Source organism: Campylobacter sp. CNRCH_2014_2452, from assembly GCF_025772865.1.
GTDB lineage: Bacteria > Campylobacterota > Campylobacteria > Campylobacterales > Campylobacteraceae > Campylobacter_D > Campylobacter_D lari_D.
Genome location: NZ_JAKMSX010000007.1, coordinates 1 through 15,509 on the forward strand (window position 1 = coordinate 1; position 15,509 = coordinate 15,509).

The 15,509-nt window shown below is 29.2% G+C and carries 17 protein-coding genes; 3 read left to right on the forward strand and 14 right to left on the reverse strand.

Features of this window, described 5'->3' with window-relative positions; translation table 11 throughout:
• Positions 1-49: 49 nt before the first annotated feature.
• From L8X38_RS05745 to L8X38_RS05795, 11 genes are all read right to left on the reverse strand, one after another.
• Positions 50-517, reverse strand: a complete 468-nt coding sequence (locus tag L8X38_RS05745; RefSeq protein ID WP_263661529.1) for a DUF5675 family protein — start codon at positions 515-517, stop codon at positions 50-52.
• Positions 518-1,801 (reverse strand): hypothetical protein, encoded by a 1,284-nt coding sequence (locus L8X38_RS05750; RefSeq protein ID WP_263661530.1) that lies wholly within the window; start codon positions 1,799-1,801, stop codon positions 518-520.
• Complete coding sequence (locus tag L8X38_RS05755; protein ID WP_047208162.1) at positions 1,798-2,172, reverse strand: DUF1353 domain-containing protein; 375 nt, start codon at positions 2,170-2,172, stop codon at positions 1,798-1,800. Before L8X38_RS05755 ends, L8X38_RS05750 begins: the two co-directional genes overlap by 4 nt.
• Complete coding sequence (locus L8X38_RS05760) at positions 2,153-2,650, reverse strand: hypothetical protein (protein ID WP_047208161.1); 498 nt, start codon at positions 2,648-2,650, stop codon at positions 2,153-2,155. The genes L8X38_RS05755 and L8X38_RS05760 overlap by 20 nt, the downstream gene beginning before the upstream one ends.
• A gap of 1 nt (position 2,651) precedes the next feature.
• Positions 2,652-3,287, reverse strand: coding sequence for a DUF4376 domain-containing protein (locus tag L8X38_RS05765; protein WP_263661531.1), 636 nt, complete (start codon positions 3,285-3,287; stop codon positions 2,652-2,654).
• 9 nt (positions 3,288-3,296) lie between these two features.
• On the reverse strand, positions 3,297-3,746 hold the full coding sequence (locus tag L8X38_RS05770) for a hypothetical protein (protein ID WP_263661532.1): 450 nt from the start codon (positions 3,744-3,746) through the stop codon (positions 3,297-3,299).
• A 1-nt stretch (position 3,747) separates the two neighbouring features.
• Positions 3,748-5,952, reverse strand: a complete 2,205-nt coding sequence (locus tag L8X38_RS05775; protein ID WP_263661533.1) for a hypothetical protein — start codon at positions 5,950-5,952, stop codon at positions 3,748-3,750.
• 1 nt (position 5,953) lies between these two features.
• Entirely contained in the window at positions 5,954-6,139 is a 186-nt protein-coding gene (locus L8X38_RS05780) for a hypothetical protein (protein WP_087685567.1), read from the reverse strand.
• The gene (locus L8X38_RS05785; protein ID WP_039625773.1) at positions 6,126-6,524 is read right to left on the reverse strand and encodes a hypothetical protein; all 399 of its coding nucleotides are present in this window, start codon (positions 6,522-6,524) and stop codon (positions 6,126-6,128) included. The genes L8X38_RS05780 and L8X38_RS05785 overlap by 14 nt, the downstream gene beginning before the upstream one ends.
• A complete protein-coding gene (locus L8X38_RS05790) occupies positions 6,521-7,537 on the reverse strand; it encodes a DUF5309 family protein (RefSeq protein ID WP_039625771.1) in 1,017 nt (338 codons plus the stop codon). The genes L8X38_RS05785 and L8X38_RS05790 overlap by 4 nt, the downstream gene beginning before the upstream one ends.
• An 88-nt stretch (positions 7,538-7,625) precedes the next feature.
• Positions 7,626-8,351: a Rha family transcriptional regulator gene (locus tag L8X38_RS05795; RefSeq protein ID WP_263661534.1), complete on the reverse strand. Its 726-nt coding sequence runs from the start codon at positions 8,349-8,351 to the stop codon at positions 7,626-7,628.
• Between the two features lie 182 nt (positions 8,352-8,533).
• On the opposite strand from L8X38_RS05795, the gene L8X38_RS05800 reads away from it, so the two are divergent.
• The 3 genes from L8X38_RS05800 (at position 8,534) to L8X38_RS05810 (ending at position 9,965) form a co-directional block, all read left to right on the forward strand.
• A complete protein-coding gene (locus L8X38_RS05800) occupies positions 8,534-8,743 on the forward strand; it encodes a hypothetical protein (protein WP_066008437.1) in 210 nt (69 codons plus the stop codon).
• 146 nt (positions 8,744-8,889) lie between these two features.
• Positions 8,890-9,099: a hypothetical protein gene (locus L8X38_RS05805; RefSeq protein ID WP_257929680.1), complete on the forward strand. Its 210-nt coding sequence runs from the start codon at positions 8,890-8,892 to the stop codon at positions 9,097-9,099.
• Positions 9,100-9,107: 8 nt separating this feature from the next.
• Positions 9,108-9,965, forward strand: a complete 858-nt coding sequence (locus L8X38_RS05810; RefSeq protein ID WP_257929679.1) for a hypothetical protein — start codon at positions 9,108-9,110, stop codon at positions 9,963-9,965.
• 274 nt (positions 9,966-10,239) lie between these two features.
• Here L8X38_RS05810 and L8X38_RS05815 read toward each other — a convergent pair whose 3' ends face one another.
• From L8X38_RS05815 to L8X38_RS05825, 3 genes are all read right to left on the reverse strand, one after another.
• A complete protein-coding gene (locus tag L8X38_RS05815; protein WP_263661535.1) occupies positions 10,240-13,848 on the reverse strand; it encodes a hypothetical protein in 3,609 nt (1,202 codons plus the stop codon).
• Positions 13,845-14,870 (reverse strand): hypothetical protein, encoded by a 1,026-nt coding sequence (locus tag L8X38_RS05820; RefSeq protein ID WP_263661536.1) that lies wholly within the window; start codon positions 14,868-14,870, stop codon positions 13,845-13,847. Before L8X38_RS05820 ends, L8X38_RS05815 begins: the two co-directional genes overlap by 4 nt.
• A 273-nt stretch (positions 14,871-15,143) precedes the next feature.
• Complete coding sequence (locus tag L8X38_RS05825) at positions 15,144-15,503, reverse strand: hypothetical protein (protein WP_263661537.1); 360 nt, start codon at positions 15,501-15,503, stop codon at positions 15,144-15,146.
• Positions 15,504-15,509 lie beyond the last annotated feature (6 nt).

The window sequence follows — 15,509 nt, forward strand, 5'->3', positions numbered from 1 at the left end:
AGGGGAGCTAGAATACCACCTTTGGCCTACTTAAACTTTTATCTCCTTTCTAAAATTTATTTGTGATTTCTAATTTTATATTTGATAAATCTTGCTGATATAACAAGTCATATAATTCTTTACAAGCTTGTCTGCTTTGACTTATACTTTCATCACTCTTAGTTAAACCTAGTAAAATACAACCTTTTGTATCTTTGTCTGTATTTCCCCAATGTATTAAAATGTGTCTATCAAAAGGTACATCATCGTTGTAGATATTTACAACGCTATCATCATCGTTTAAAACCTTAACTCCTGCTACTACCCTTTTACCTTTATCATTAAAACTAGATAATGTATGTCTTTTTAGATTATAAACTCCCGCAGGAACTCTTAAGTCTTTTTCTCTTTCAATCCCTTCTTTATCTTCTTCTAAAGAAAAACATTCAAAAAGAATATTTTCTTTTTCATCTAAGACTTTAAACTCTCCTATGACACAAGTATTTCTTAAATACTTTCTAGTTAATTTTAATTTCATTTATTCTCCTTTTGGTGTAATTAAAAACAAATTTGCATATCTCCCATAATCTCTATAAAGATTATTTTCATTATTGTTTGTATTTGTTTGATTATTGAACTCAGCTTGAGTTGCATTTTCAAAAATATACCCAGCGTGATTTTCATTTTCTTTGGCAGTGCCAAAAGGTGGTAAAACTTGAACTTCATAAGGAATAATCTCTTTAATTACATCAGCTTTTGCGATAATCTTTTCAACACTTAAACTATGTATATAAACTTGTCCATAATACCCAGTGCCTCTTGCAAAAAATTTATTAGGAACTTCATCGTTAAAAAGTATGATTTCTACCTCATACTCTCCATTTGAATTCCATAAGCTACAAGTTGTCCAAGATTGACCACTTGCAGCAGTATTGTCAAAATTAAAATAACGCATTAAAGATTGATGGATATTATGAGTAGATCTATAAATACCAGTTGTTTTAATTTTTCCTAAAACTTCATCTTTAGTTAATACTTGAGAAAGACAATCTATTCTTTGTGGTTGTGCGGCATTAGAAGTTCCACCTAAACCACTTTTTTGTATAATAAAATTACCTTCATCATAATTTGTGCTTAAACTCTCATCAAGTTTTACAGTATGAGCAAAGCCGTTAGAAAAAGCAAATAACACATCACTCAAACAACCACCATATTGCCCTGATAAAGTTCGGACTTTAAATTTTATTTTTGTATATTCTTCATTAGCTAACTTTTTCTTAGAAAACAAATCAAGCCATACTGAACCTTTTCCTTGATTTCTTATGCATAAATAAATAGTAGAGCTTTCCTCATTAACATAATTTATTAGTGTTCCAACTTCAGCTTTTATATCAGGATTTGGCAACTCATAAGAAGTGATAAAACCTGCATCTTTTTGTGGTAGATTACTTACAATTTCTTCCACTATAGGTTGTAATTCTTCTTTGGAAACACCTTCGCCTTTTAAAGAAGCTAAAAACTCATCTTCACTTTTTCCTGCATTGCCTTCTTTGCCAAGCCAAATTTCATAAGCACTTTTTCCATCTTCTCCGGTATCGCCTTTTTCGCCTTTTAAACTAGCTTGATTTTCTGTAATATAAGATAAAATACCATCTTTTATACTATCATCTAGATTTATCTTATCTAGCTCTTCATTTATGATTTTTATCAATTCTTCTTTATCTATCTTACCATTTTCATAAAATTGCACCAATTTTTCCATTTTGTTTTTAAGCTCATTTAAGCTTTCATTTTGTGTTTGAATAACTTGTTCTAAACTCATTTTATTCCTTTCAAAAAACATTTAACCACATGGAATGTATTGCACGCATGATAAAAAATAAAAGTCTTTACTTTAGAGCAACCAAGCTCACTCATAGCTTCTTTTAAAACTTTATCTGCTAGCTTATAATCATCTTTTGAATATGCTTTTTGGCATAAATAATCATGCACGATGCTAGCACTAAAGTACTCACTTTTATATGGAGGATAAATACTCCAAAAAATGCGTGGTACTGAAGCACCATCGCTAATAAAGCCTTTTGGCACGATAAAATTTAAACCACACAAACTAACTTCAAATTCTTTTACAACTTCAAATCTATCTTTGCCAAAAGGTTTAACTATAACCCTTTTAAGTGTTTTTCTTATCATCTTGCCTACCCTTTTCTTCTTCTTTTATATAAGTATTTGTTTTTAAAAAACCGCTTGAAAAATTCTTTATTTTCTCAACTGCAATATTGTAAATATCTACTTCAGCTATTGCTTTTCTTGTTTTTATACATTGAATATTAATCATTACAGAAAGGATTTCTCCTAAAATCAAGAAGCTAAAACTATAATCTACAAAATAATATAAAGCATCTATTTGCTTTGCACCCAAAGCAAACATAAAAGGTATTCCTAGCATTAAAAACTTTGACAAAAGATCAGAAAAGGTATAAGCCTTAACACTTTCATTTAAAGCTAAAGTTCTGCAAAAACCTACTATTGCTGAAAATATAAAAATAATAAACAAAGTAAAAGCTTGAGCTTCTTTAATACCAGTATATGCTAAAAACTGAAAGAAAAAAGCTAAGATAAAAGAACCTCCAAATAAAGCTATATTGGCTGAATTTTCTAAATGTGACATATTAATCCTCCCAAACAATAGCTTCTAAATCTTGCTCAGATTCAGCTTGTTCTATTCTTTCTTTTAAAATATTTGCTTTAAATGTAATTTCTTGGGTATGAAAAGCTACACTTGAAGCAAATTTTAAAAAATCTTGTGGTGTAAAAGTTACTTTTTCGTCATTTACATCAATCCAAATGATTTCAGAGATTGAGTTAGTTCCACTTTGCATATCAAGCATTAAATTAGTTACAGCTCCATTGATGTTGAGTTTGTCTTTTTCTCTTGTTTGGAAAGCATGCTCATTATAAATAAGTCCACTTTCTAAAGCTTCATCTCTTTTAGCTCTTATTTCATCAAGCTTAATTGTTTTTAGTTCTTCTAAGCTTTTTTGGCGTACTTCGTATTTTATATGAAAGATATTACTTAGCTCATCAAATTCTTCTTTTCTAACAAGCTCTTGGCTTTTTTCATCAAAACTTGGCAATTCTTGTTCACTCACTCTAGCAAAACCAAGAGCTTTAAGCTCATCATCATTTAATTTACTTAAAAAATAAGTATCTTCCCCTTCTAATTCTTCATCATCTACTTTAATAATAACTTTTTTTAAATACACATCTTCATTAAAAAAAGCCTTATCATCTATCTTGTAAAACATCTTTCCTCCTTAGTTATAATAAAATGTCAAGTTTCCACGACATTGCAAATTACAATCGCTAGTATTCCACCCTCTTTGTGCGTTGTGACTACCTGTTTGATATGAAGAAAATCTAATTTTATTTGAGTTTATAGCTCCAAATTTTATTTTTGCTTTTACGGGTATTTTTTTATTAGCTGTGTATGATCTTGATGGACCATAAAAACGATGCGAATTAGCATAATTATTCCAAGTTATATCAATAGAATTTGCTGAAGTTTTATTATTCATGTTGTTTGCAGACCAAACTTCTCCTACAACTAAAACTTCTTTATTTGCTAAATTAGCAGGCACAACATATTCATTAGGTCTTACTAGATTATTTAAACTAAACATATAATTATAATTAGCCACGCCTCCGCCAAGTTCTGGAGGTAAATTAACTTGAAATATTGAATTTGCAAGCATTAGAGTATTCATATTAAGACCTTACTAATCTGATGTTATTTGCTGCTATGCAAAAATAAGCAAAGGTCTCAGTTCCACTAAAACCACTTTGTGCTATTCTAAATTTAAATGGTGCTTTAAAAGATTTTATGTTTTGACAATTATTTATGGTTATGGTTCCACTTTTACCTGCCCCGCCCCAATTAGCTATGCCCAACTCTGTATTTGCATTTGCTGTTAAAATAAAATGTTGAGCTTGTCTTAAGTCTATGTTTGTTGAACCTACTGTTCCTAAATTTTTAATACCACCACCATAATCTACATACCACTTTCTAGCTAAATGATTATCAGCTGTTGGATTAACTGCACAATTTGGAATAAGCTTAAAAGTAGTATTTCCATTTGCCGTTAAAGCACCACTTAAAGTTATATTTCCGTTTATTGTCTTGTTTCCTTCTATAGAAACTTTTGTTTTTAGTTGTTCGTTAATATTTGTTATTTCTTTTTGTAATTTTTGCTCTGTAGTTTCTACATTTTCTAAAAGCTCTTCTTTTGTTTGTTCTATTTTTTGAGTATTTGCATTAATAGCGTTTTCTAGTATATCAATCTTAGCATCTTTGTTTACCTTGTCAAACTCTAAAGCCTCAACCCTAGGTTTCAAATTTACAACGTCTTCTTTTATACTCACTATATCATAATCAATAGCCTTTGCATCTATCTCTTCCAAACACTCATCTTTTTTTGCATCAAGTTCGACTTTACATTCTTCTTTTTTTGCATCAAGTTCTTGTTTATATTCTTCTTTTTGAGTATGTAAATTTTGCAAATGATTATTTACAAAAACATCAAATTCATTTTTATACCCTTGATAAGTAGTGATAAAAATTTGAGTTAAATTATCAATCAAAGTTTTTGATGTTTCTATATATTCTCTAAAATTACTTTCTCTTTCTTCTATATTGGAAACTATACCTGTTGCATCATCGCACATTTTTTGATAAATATCATCCATAGCTTCGATAGTGCTATCACGCAAAGCTTTTAATTCTGTCTCATAGATTAACTTGTCATTGCCTAGCTCTTTTTTAGCAACTTCGGCTAGTCTCCCCAAATCTTCATTAGCCATTAAAGCTCTTTGATTAAACCTATCATAACTTTGCTCAAAATGTATTTTATATCCTTCACATTTTGCAACAAGTTCATCAAATTTAATAATAGCTTCATTTTTTGCTGTTTCTATGGATGAGATTACTTGTTCACCTTTTGCTTCTAAAGCTTCGTGTAAACCTTGTGCTTTATTTTCTAAATCACTTTCTAAATTCGCAATTTGTTCTTTGAAATTTTTTATAAGCTCTGAATATGATTTAATGTCGTTTTCAAATTCTTTGTATAAAGCAATAACTTCTTTTAACTCTTCTAAACTCTCTTTGGTTTCTAGTAAAAGATTATAAGCTTGTATTATTTCTTTATACTTTATGCCAACATCATATTTTATTTCCTCCAATTTTTTGACACTATCTATCATTTCTTGATTTAATCTTTGATTTTCAAAAAAGATAGTATTTATTTTATTTTTTATAATTTCGCTTGCATCTAAAACTACTTTACTAGCTTGCGATGAAAGCTCGTTTACTTCTTTTTTTATCTGCAAAAGCTCTGGCTTTAGTCCCCTAAGCTCATCAGCGCTATAGTTTAACTCTTGCACCAAATCTTTGCAATGTTCTAATTCTCTTAAAATATCATCTTTTATTTTTGAGCTTAATTCAAAATATTCTTTTGATAATTTTGTATTATTTGTAGCTTCTGTGATAATGGCTTCTAGATCTATCTTCATACTTTCATATTTAGATAAATCATCTTTTAAGCTTTCAAATACAGGTTTATTTTCTTCTATAAAGCCTTTTATAAGCTCAAGTTCTTCTTTAGAACTTGAAAAATCATTATAAGCTTGCTCTATAAAACTAAAACGCTCTTGCATAATGCTAAATTTTTCATTAACACTAGAAAATTTAGTATCAAAATCTTTTTTATTTTCGCTAAAACTAGTATACATTGTTAAAACTTCTTGTTTTAGTTCTAGTGTTTGTTCATGTAAAGAATTTACGCTCTCTTTTAAACCGACAATTTCATCAAGTCTTGTATTGTCTAAAGCTCTTGCTATAGTATCAATTCTTAATAAAATTTGATTAATTAATTCTAGCTTTTCTTTACCTGTTTTCAATTCAGCCAAACTTACCATTTTACTCCCCTGTATAAAAATCGCTATCTTTTATTCTTCTTTGGCAAAATAACAACAAATCATCCATTGCTTCAAGCCATTTTTTAGTATCCAAATAAGCTATAAAATCTAAGTTTGTAATACTTTTTTCATAATCATCATAACTCTTTGCTCTGATAAATTTTTTATATGTATCACAAGTGTGCATTTTCAAGCTCCTTTCCATCGTTACTAATATAATCATTGATAATTTCATTGCAAAGCTTTAAATACATCACATTTTCGCCTTTGCTCATCAAAAAACATACATAATTAATAACAGCGTAGCAAAGGCTTTCATCTATCATTAAATGTTCTTGTTCATCTTCAAAATTTGGCTCATCAGGGACTATCAAAAATGCATTGTTTCTAGTGTTTCTTAAGACCACTTGGTCATCTTCTCTTATGGTTTTAGTGAGTACACTAGGCTCACATTTGCCACAAATATAATAAAAAGCCTCCATAATATAGGCTTTTATAAATTTATCATCAACACTAGTTCTTTCTTTGGACATTTTCTTTAAGATAATATCCCTAACTAATACACTTTTCATTTTTTAAGCTTTAAAGCTCCACCTTCTACGCCACTAAGCCCAACACCTATAGCAAATGCATCAGCATTTCTTACTTCTAATGTGCTTTGAGTGTAAAATCTTTTTGCTTTTGCTGTTGCATCAGTAGGTACATCTTCAATAAAAGTAGGAATGTAAAGCCCGTGTTTCATAAACTCAAAATCACCTGCTATTAAAACATCACCTAATCCATATTTAGGGCTTAATAGTCTATGTAAGTGAAAATTGATTGTTCCAAAATCTGTCTCAAGGCTCATAACATTTCCAACTAGATTTTTCTCATTTCCAAAAATCCTAGTAGCGAGTTTATTAATAGCCGGTTTTAAACTAGCTCCTAAAAATACATCTTTAGGTGTAGCACCACTATCCCAAATGCTTTGTAAAATTTGACTTAATTTATCTTCAGTAAGCAAGCTAGGAGTTCCGCTCCAATCTTTTGCTTCATCAAATGCTAATACATTGCCTCTTTTTCCACCACTAAAGCTTGTTTCTCCTTTTGCTATATAGTGAAACAATCCTGCCATTTCTCCACTTACACCATTTTGCGCTTGAATATGCTCTTTAAACACTGATTTTTTAACATCACTATCACGACCCAATCCAAATAAAGCATATTCTATATCTCTTTTATGCTCTTTTGTCTTTTTACCAACTTGATATTCCATCTCATTACCACCATATTGTTTAGCTTTCATTAAAGCCGTGGTAACTGAAACTTCTGTAATAAAAATTTGTGTTGCATTAGATGTTTTTTGAGTTGTGTTTTTTGTTTCGCCATTAAATTTACTTAATTCCAAATTAGCATTCTTCTTTGGGTCTGCTAATGTGTCTGTAAGCCAAGAATGCAACAGTGGGCTTGTAACACTTGATGTGCCTATTTTGTTTAAAAGTGGTGTCTCGCTTGCACCTATTTGTATAATCTTTTCATATACGCTAGGTTTTAATTTAACATTTTGTGTTGCTGGTGGGGTAAAGTCCATAGATGACAAAGCCATTTTAAAATCTCCTTTGATATTTTTTGGAGATTTTGACAAAAATGGCTATTTCAAAACTAGTATATTTTGAAATAAATTAAAAAAACTTTTACCTTCTTAATAAGTTACCCCACTTTTCTTCATATTCATCATAATGTTTATAATAATCAAGCCTAGAATTAAACTTTTCTTCTATACTTTTATAAACACAAAAACCATTTGCTTTGTCTAGTTTATAGTTTTTTCTTGAAATGCTTTCAGCAAACAACATATACTCCCATTTTTTAAAACAAACTATTTCATAATCTTTTGCTAGAAATTTCCTAAGCTCTAATAATTCCTCATTGCTAAGTTTTCTTTTAAAGCTTAGCTCGTTTTTATGTTCTAAATCATACTTTAAAGCTTTAATCTCATTTTCATATTTTAGCTTTTGCTGTGCTAGTTGAGATTTGTAACCTAAGCTCTGTCTAAAAGCTAGTTTTTGCATTTGCTCTTGTTCGAGGTTTTTTAAGCGTTTTTCCATTTCATTGAAAGCATTAATAAAAGCTAACTTCCATTTATAAGCTTTCTCTCCTGTAAACCCCATAACAAGTAAAGAAAAGCCATCTCGAGTGATTTTATAACAAGGTAAAACTCTACCCGTGCTATCAGTATATTTACTCGCCTTAAAATTAAGGTCAGTGAAACTATCCTTTGGGAAAGTTTCAATTTTTGCTATAATATTATCGTGGCGTTTATTAAAAACAGCCGCGATATCTAAAGAGGTAGTCGTTACTTGGTCGTTGGCTACCTCCAACTCTACACCTACGCCATTAATTACAGCTAATTTTTCCATTTTTTTCCCTTTTTTGTTTTGATTTATAAAAGTTAATTATTTTATAACTTTTATGCAGTGATTATACACTTTTTTATAATATATGTCAAGCATAAAATACATTTTTTTATAATTATTTTTTATTAAAAGTTAAATTTTTATGTATTTTTTGCTATAATAACTAAAACCAACAAGGATATTAAATGGATATAGAAACATTTGAAAAAAAATTAAATGAATTAAACCTTACAAAAAAAGAATTTGCAAATATGGTCGGAGCTGTTTATAATGGTGTTGTTAATTGGAATACAAAAGGCGAAACACCTAAATGGGTTGATAGTTGGCTTATTAATTATGAAAAAGCAAAAGTTTTAGATGAAATTTCAAAATCTATAAAACCTTTTATAAAGTAGGTATAAAATGGTATAAAAATAAGTATAAAATGGTATAAAAATAAATATAAATTAAGTTAAAATAAGTACAATTTTTATACAGCTTATTGTATAACATAATCTCCTATTATGTTATACAATAAATATATGACTAAAGGAAGTGAAAAATGTCAGATTTCTTTTTGTGCCCTTATATCGATGACCAAGAATTGCGTGATTTTTATCAAAAACTAGAAAATAGCAATATTAACATAGTAGAAGGTTCAGGCAGTTATGGCAAGGGAGATATTAGCAATCCGTTTTACCTTAAAAATTTGAAATATAGAAAAGCTAGCAAGGAAAAAATAGAAGAACTTGCAAAAAGATATGGAATATAGGGATTTTTATGGATATAAAAGAATCTCAGTTGATAATAAGTAATTTTTTTAGAAATTATGATATTTTTATCCAAATAGATTCAAAAACTTCGCTTTTATATGGGAGAAATTATGAAATTATAAAAGAAGCATTTATATTTTTCGCAAACAATTTAATTCTTCACCCTAAAAATTCCAAAGAAGCATATGAAAAACTGCGGGAAAAATTTTTAAATTACTTCGCGCTGATTGAAGAAGATTTGGATATAACCGCACAAAGAAGCTCCGTTGTTTGCATAAATAATAATTTAACGTCTTCTTTTTTGCTTTTTAATAAAAGCCAAGATTTAAATTTTAACCAATTTCTTAGTGAATTTTTATATTCAATTAAAATGTTTGAAGAATTTCGGGATAAAATCCAAATGGAAGGTCGAAGAACAATAGCTAAAAATAATATCATAGAAAGATTAAGTTATTATTTTAATTTTCAAGATACCCATGCCGTAGAACAAATAGTCAAAAAGATAGAATTTCAAAATAATAGCAACATACCAAAACAAGTATTAACAGAATTCCATAATTTTATGTCTCATGTTTGTATGGCCTGCTCGTTATCTGATGAAGATAAAGACACTGATATTTTTTCAAAAAATATTGAACGAGCAATAAATCATATTAAACGAGGGACGCTTGATTGTTATAAAATTATAATTAAAGATTTCTTTATATTTACGAGAGGTAAAAAGGAATATTTAATAATAAAAAAAGATAAAAATAAGCTATTCAATCTAAGAATCAATGAATATCAAAATCTTGGGAAGAATATAAACAAAACAACTGCGGATTATAAACAATACGCTAGCTTTCTTTTAAATAAACTAACTTAAATAATAAAAATACAATTAACAGAACTATATATTTTTAAATAATTAATTAAATAGTTAAAAGGGAGACAATCATCCCTTTTGTAAAATCACTAGTGTATGCTGTCTTAGTGATTTTCTATTGTAAATGAAGCAACAATTCCAACATCTTTTAATTTTAAAAAATATTATATGGATTTATGATATAATTAATAATCGCCATTGGCACTACTCACGCTTAAAGTGTCAGTATTAAGCCTAGCTTCAGTGCGTATCGGCTGAGCTAGGGGCGATAATATTAATAAAAATTATATGCAGTTATAATCCACTTTTTATCTTTACCTTTATAATCAAGTGCTACCATAACTCTACTATTCTTAGTATCAATAAAAGCTCTATTATTACCCTTTTTTACATTTCCATTATTTATAATATTTTCTATTTCTTTTATAAAATTTAAAGCTTTATTTTTTGCTTCTATTTTATTTAGCCCTTGCTTAATAAAATCTTCTTCTCTTCGATTAACAATATGACTTAATCCAAAGTTACCATCTCCCCAAACCAAATCAATATCTCCCAAGTCTTTTCTATGAAAGGCACCTGCTACTTGTCCTTGTTTTTCAATGAGTAATTTTTGCAAAGCACCCTTTCCATCATGGTAATACTCTGCATAATTTTTTCCAAATTCTTTTAAAGGCTTGATGTTTAATTCATTTTCTATTTTAGAACGCATTAGATCAGGTATATCAGCTTTTTTACCCTTATGTGTCTTTTTTTTAGCATTGAGTATAAATTCTCTAGTGACAACATCTAAATTACCCATAACATCAAGATTATAGTCTTTATTCTCTTTTAAAAAATTATCAAATCTTTTCCATTTATCCTCATCATTCTCTTTTTGATTTTTGATTTTTTCATCAAGTTTTTCTTTAACACTTTTCTTGTTTTTCCTATCCTCCTTTAATTTCTCAATTAAGTTTTCTTTAGGTTTATCTTGGGTAGAATGTTTGAAAGAATGCTGTAATAAACCGCCTTCCACATTGGTAGTACTGCCTTTAGTGGTTGCAGGAGTTGGCGTACCTGTCAGCATTTCTTTATTTCTACGATTTAATCTCTCCAAATCTTTATCTTTTGTTTTATTAATGTGTATAATTTTGCCACTATCTTTTTTTATGGCTATATTACCAACCTTATTATCTTTTAAAGGTTTAGCTATTAATGCCACCTCATCATCATAGTTTTTAAAAAAATGCGTAGGATTGTCCTTTATCTCTTTAATCACCCTAAATACATCTGCTTCATTTTTAAACATTTCAGGGTGTTTTTTAGCCATAGCTTTTAAATTCACTACCCATTCATCTTTTAAAATTCCTGTAACATTATTAATCCATTTTTCTACATTAAATTTAGCAGTATAATCACTTTTAGCATATTTAGGATCAGGCTTGTCCATATAAAAGTTATCGCCTTTGATAAGCCCTTCTTTTATTAGCGTATCTTTTAAAATTTTGTTTTGCTCTTTATCTACTTTAATATAATTATCCAAAGCATCTTTAAAGATTTTACTTTGTTCTGGATTTGATATTTTTATGTTTTTGAGATTTTTTATAATCTGCTTGTTGGTTTTAGCAAGTTTTAATGCATCTAATATTTGATTTCTTAACGCTTGCTCTTTAGCACTTTTCATAAAAGGAACTAAAGCATGTATTCTAGCAAAAGAACCGCTTATTAATATTCTATCAAAAACCCCACTAAATGTTGTGGCTATTGAAGAATTTGTTTTTTTGCCACTACTAGCTAAAGCCGTCATTATTAAGTCTTTATTGTTTTGATAAATTTTTGCATAAACATTTACTACTTCTTTTGCATATTTTAAGTCTTTACTTACAAATTCTACATTATCCATATCTTTTGCTAGGCTCTTAAAATCATATCCTATATCTTCAATTCTATGTTTTGCTAGTAATGCATTAAAAACATGTTTTTCATTTGCTTTTCGCTCTGCTTCATTCATACCTTCAAAAGCTCTTTTTAAATCCTTATCTTCATTGATATTTCTAGCACCATTAGCTATTCTTTGTGCGAGCGCTTCGGGCGTTTCTTGGTCTTTTATTTTTCCTAGATAACTATTATTAAAATTTTCTTTTAACGCATAGTTTTTATTAGCATCTTCTAAAATCTTCCTTGCTAGTTCTTTATCACTTGCATTTTTTATCATAGTTTCATCTAAAGTATCTTTTACTAGTCTATAAGCTTCTTTAGTATTATATGTCTTGTTTCCTGTGGCTAATTGCTTATTTATAGCACTTCTTAAGTTAAATATTTGCTCAGCACTTAAGTCTTTATCAATAGCATCTTCTAGAAAGCTACTAATATTTGTTTTTATATCTTGCTCTAAAAAATTGTTGTTTTTAAACTCTTCAATCTTTGCTAAATCTTCTTTGCTTAACCTTATTGAGCCGTTGTTAAGCTCATCTATACTTTTTATAGCTTGAGCATATTCATTATTAATTCTTTTTTTATAAGAGCTATTATCTTTTTGCCAAGCCTTAACATCAAACTCCCCACTTAAACCAGTTTTATTCTTAAACATCTCATCTTGTTCTTTAACTATGTTTAAAAAAGAAATGCTAGCATCTTTATCAGCTTTTAAAACATCATCTAAAAAACTACCTATTTCAGGATACGCTTGTGCTGCTTTTAGTAGTATTTCTCTTCTTTGTGTAGTGGGGTAACCCGACAAAGCATTAGAAATATTTTTTAAAATAGCACTTGTTCTTTTAGCACTATCTTGTATAAATTGCGGATTGTTTTTGTTAAGTCCTTGCTCAACAAGGTTTTTTAATATTTCTATTGTAGGTTTTCCATTTTCTAAGTATATTGGGTTTTCTTTTAATATTAATTCATCAATTTGGGCTTTATTTTCCACATTTTTTGTAAGATTGTTAAAAATTGTTTCAGCATTTTGCAAGCCACCATCACTAAACTTGCCAACTATGGGAATATCTTTTTGACTGATTTTATCAATAACTCTATTTCCCTTAACAGCTATCCCATCTATCATATCTTTGCCAACAGCTGACCCTGTTTTTATACCATCTTTAACTCCTAAAAATGAGTTTTTAACACCACTTAAAGCCTTAGCACCACCTAAAACGGCCAAATCTCCACCAACATTTAAAAGTCCTGCAGTTGCACTATTTGCCAATCTATCATTAAAACTTGGCTCTTTGTTAAATAAAGCAGCATTTCTAGTATAGTCAATATCACTCCCTAACATAGCTCCAATAGTTCCAGCTGTAATCTCATCGGCATACTTTTTAGCACCAGGAAAAGCTTTTAAAATAGGCTTAAATTTACTACCAACTAAACCACCAGCAAGAGCGCCACCTACTTCAAAAGCATTAGTTTTAACTCCACGCCAAAGGTCCATAAATACATTATCATCAAGCTCTTGGGTTTCTCCAGTATTTGATACAAAATATCTTCTATTATATTCATCTTTACCTATAAAACCCACACCCATTTTCTTTAGCTCTTGGTTCATTGATTTCAATACTTCTTCTTCAACTTTAGCTCTTGCTCTCTGCGCTTCTTCATCACCCAATAAAGATTTAGCAAAATTATAATTTCCCAAAGAACCGCTAGCATTTGATAGTGTTTGCATAATATTTGATTTTATGTTTTTACTTCCATCTTTGTAAATGTTTTCCATAAAAAAAGGCGTGTTTTTATAGACTTCTTCCTTATGTTTATCAATATCCATTCGTTCTATATCATCAGTGCTTTCTTCTTTTAGTCTATTTAGATAATTAATTACTTTTTTATTATCTTCTAAATCAGCTAAGGCGTTTATTGCATATTGATTTTTTAATTCTTGTGCTTGTTCTAGTGTTATCTCTCTCATTCAAAAACTCCCATTTGTTTTAATTCAGCATAACTTGCTTCGTAAAATTTTCCATCTTTTTCTACTAAATAAGTTCCATCAACTAATGGAGTGATTATAGGTTGATTGCTATGTTCTTGTGATATATCTACTATTTTTCCAGGATTATTTGGAGTAATACCAAGCCATTTTTTAGTCTCTAGTAATTCTTCATCTATTTTTTTTACATAATTTTCATATTCAGTTATTACTTCTCTTCTTAGCACTGGGTGATTATAAATGCTTGGTTTTAATAGTTTTTCATGTGCTTTATCATAAGCTGCTTTTTTAAGTATATCTGCTTGAGCTGATTTAAGTTTATAATATTTATCTAATGGAATTTGATCTCTTATAAATGAAAAACTAGGCAATCCATGAATTCTTTCTATATCTTCTTGTTGCTTGTTTGTAACTTGTGAACCATATTTTGCCCTTGCAAAATCTAACATAGCTTCATTATGCGCGTTATAAAACATTTTGCTATATGTATCTCTATTTTCCTTACCCGCATAAAAGCCATCTACAAATGTATCTAAAAAACCAATTTCTTTTTTTGGGTTTTTCATTTTTTGCATTAAGTTTTTTTCATTACTAGAAAGCAAATAGGGTTTTTCTATACCGGTATTGTCTTTTAACATACCTTCTATTACATCTTCGCTAGGCTCTAAAAAACCATATTTTGATTTAAAATTTAATTCATTAGAAAGCTTTAGCTGATTTAATTTTTGCAGTTCTAAATTATTCTTTATTCTATCTTGCTCCATAGCATACTCAAAAGCTCTTTCCTTTTGTAATAAATTATTATTTAAAAAAGCATTATTAATCTCATTTTGTTCTTGTCGAGCTTTTAATTCTTCATCTCTTTGCGCCAAAAGTCTTCTTTTGTTTTCTTCTTCTCTATATTGTTTCATACTATCGTATAAAACTCCACCTACTTTTCCTGCATTTTGGATTACACCAAGACTTGGGTTAAATACTACTTGCTGTGGGTTATAATGTGCCATTTTTCTACCTTTATTTAATATCTAAAATAAAGGATTTAAGAAAGGTTTGTGTATAATTATAAAGGGTGTGGTGCCAAGGGTCGCCACCCTTAGCACTAATTTACCACCTAGAAAGGCGGTGAAAATAAGATGCTACAAATCTTAATAGTTATTATACTACTTTGCACTATTGTTGTCAACGCAAACTAACAATGATAGGCAAAGCCCTTCCTTGTAAAAAAGGAGGGGTTAAGATTTACCCTTTAAAAACACAAACTCTTAAATCCATAAACTTTAACTAGCCCAAACTTCTTTTAAGTTATTTTCTCTATTTTGTCTTCTTCTAAGCTCCTCTTGTGCTAAGTATTTGTTAAAATTGTAAGCATCTTTTTGAAGCTCAAAATTCTTTTTTGCCATTTTTTGCTCTTCATATCCACCCCAAAGTCCTCCGGCAAGTCCACCAATGTCTATAAGCCTATCAAAATTAGTTCTTGCTCCATTTTTTGCTATTTCTTTATTCCCCCATTTACTAAAATTATCAAAACCTTTACTTAGAAAATCAGTAAATGAAAAACTATCAACCTTTGGAGCCTGAGCTTTAACTGAGTTTTTTGAAAAATCAAAACCATTATTCATTAATGCTGCGTAATTCATTAAATA

Bases quoted from the DNA above. Each gene is read 5' to 3' on its own strand.
- L8X38_RS05790 (WP_039625771.1), bottom strand. From the start codon at position 7,537: ATGGCTTTGTCATCTATGGACTTTACCCCACCAGCAACACAAAATGTT.
- L8X38_RS05745 (WP_263661529.1), bottom strand. From the start codon at position 517: ATGAAATTAAAATTAACTAGAAAGTATTTAAGAAATACTTGTGTCATA.
- L8X38_RS05775 (WP_263661533.1), bottom strand. From the start codon at position 5,952: ATGGTAAGTTTGGCTGAATTGAAAACAGGTAAAGAAAAGCTAGAATTA.
- L8X38_RS05810 (WP_257929679.1), top strand. From the start codon at position 9,108: ATGGATATAAAAGAATCTCAGTTGATAATAAGTAATTTTTTTAGAAAT.
- L8X38_RS05805 (WP_257929680.1), top strand. From the start codon at position 8,890: ATGTCAGATTTCTTTTTGTGCCCTTATATCGATGACCAAGAATTGCGT.
- L8X38_RS05755 (WP_047208162.1), bottom strand. From the start codon at position 2,172: ATGATAAGAAAAACACTTAAAAGGGTTATAGTTAAACCTTTTGGCAAA.
- L8X38_RS05770 (WP_263661532.1), bottom strand. From the start codon at position 3,746: ATGAATACTCTAATGCTTGCAAATTCAATATTTCAAGTTAATTTACCT.
- L8X38_RS05825 (WP_263661537.1), bottom strand. From the start codon at position 15,503: ATGAATTACGCAGCATTAATGAATAATGGTTTTGATTTTTCAAAAAAC.
- L8X38_RS05750 (WP_263661530.1), bottom strand. From the start codon at position 1,801: ATGAGTTTAGAACAAGTTATTCAAACACAAAATGAAAGCTTAAATGAG.
- L8X38_RS05780 (WP_087685567.1), bottom strand. From the start codon at position 6,139: ATGCACACTTGTGATACATATAAAAAATTTATCAGAGCAAAGAGTTAT.
- L8X38_RS05785 (WP_039625773.1), bottom strand. From the start codon at position 6,524: ATGAAAAGTGTATTAGTTAGGGATATTATCTTAAAGAAAATGTCCAAA.
- L8X38_RS05820 (WP_263661536.1), bottom strand. From the start codon at position 14,870: ATGGCACATTATAACCCACAGCAAGTAGTATTTAACCCAAGTCTTGGT.
- L8X38_RS05760 (WP_047208161.1), bottom strand. From the start codon at position 2,650: ATGTCACATTTAGAAAATTCAGCCAATATAGCTTTATTTGGAGGTTCT.
- L8X38_RS05765 (WP_263661531.1), bottom strand. From the start codon at position 3,287: ATGTTTTACAAGATAGATGATAAGGCTTTTTTTAATGAAGATGTGTAT.
- L8X38_RS05815 (WP_263661535.1), bottom strand. From the start codon at position 13,848: ATGAGAGAGATAACACTAGAACAAGCACAAGAATTAAAAAATCAATAT.
- L8X38_RS05795 (WP_263661534.1), bottom strand. From the start codon at position 8,351: ATGGAAAAATTAGCTGTAATTAATGGCGTAGGTGTAGAGTTGGAGGTA.
- L8X38_RS05800 (WP_066008437.1), top strand. From the start codon at position 8,534: ATGGATATAGAAACATTTGAAAAAAAATTAAATGAATTAAACCTTACA.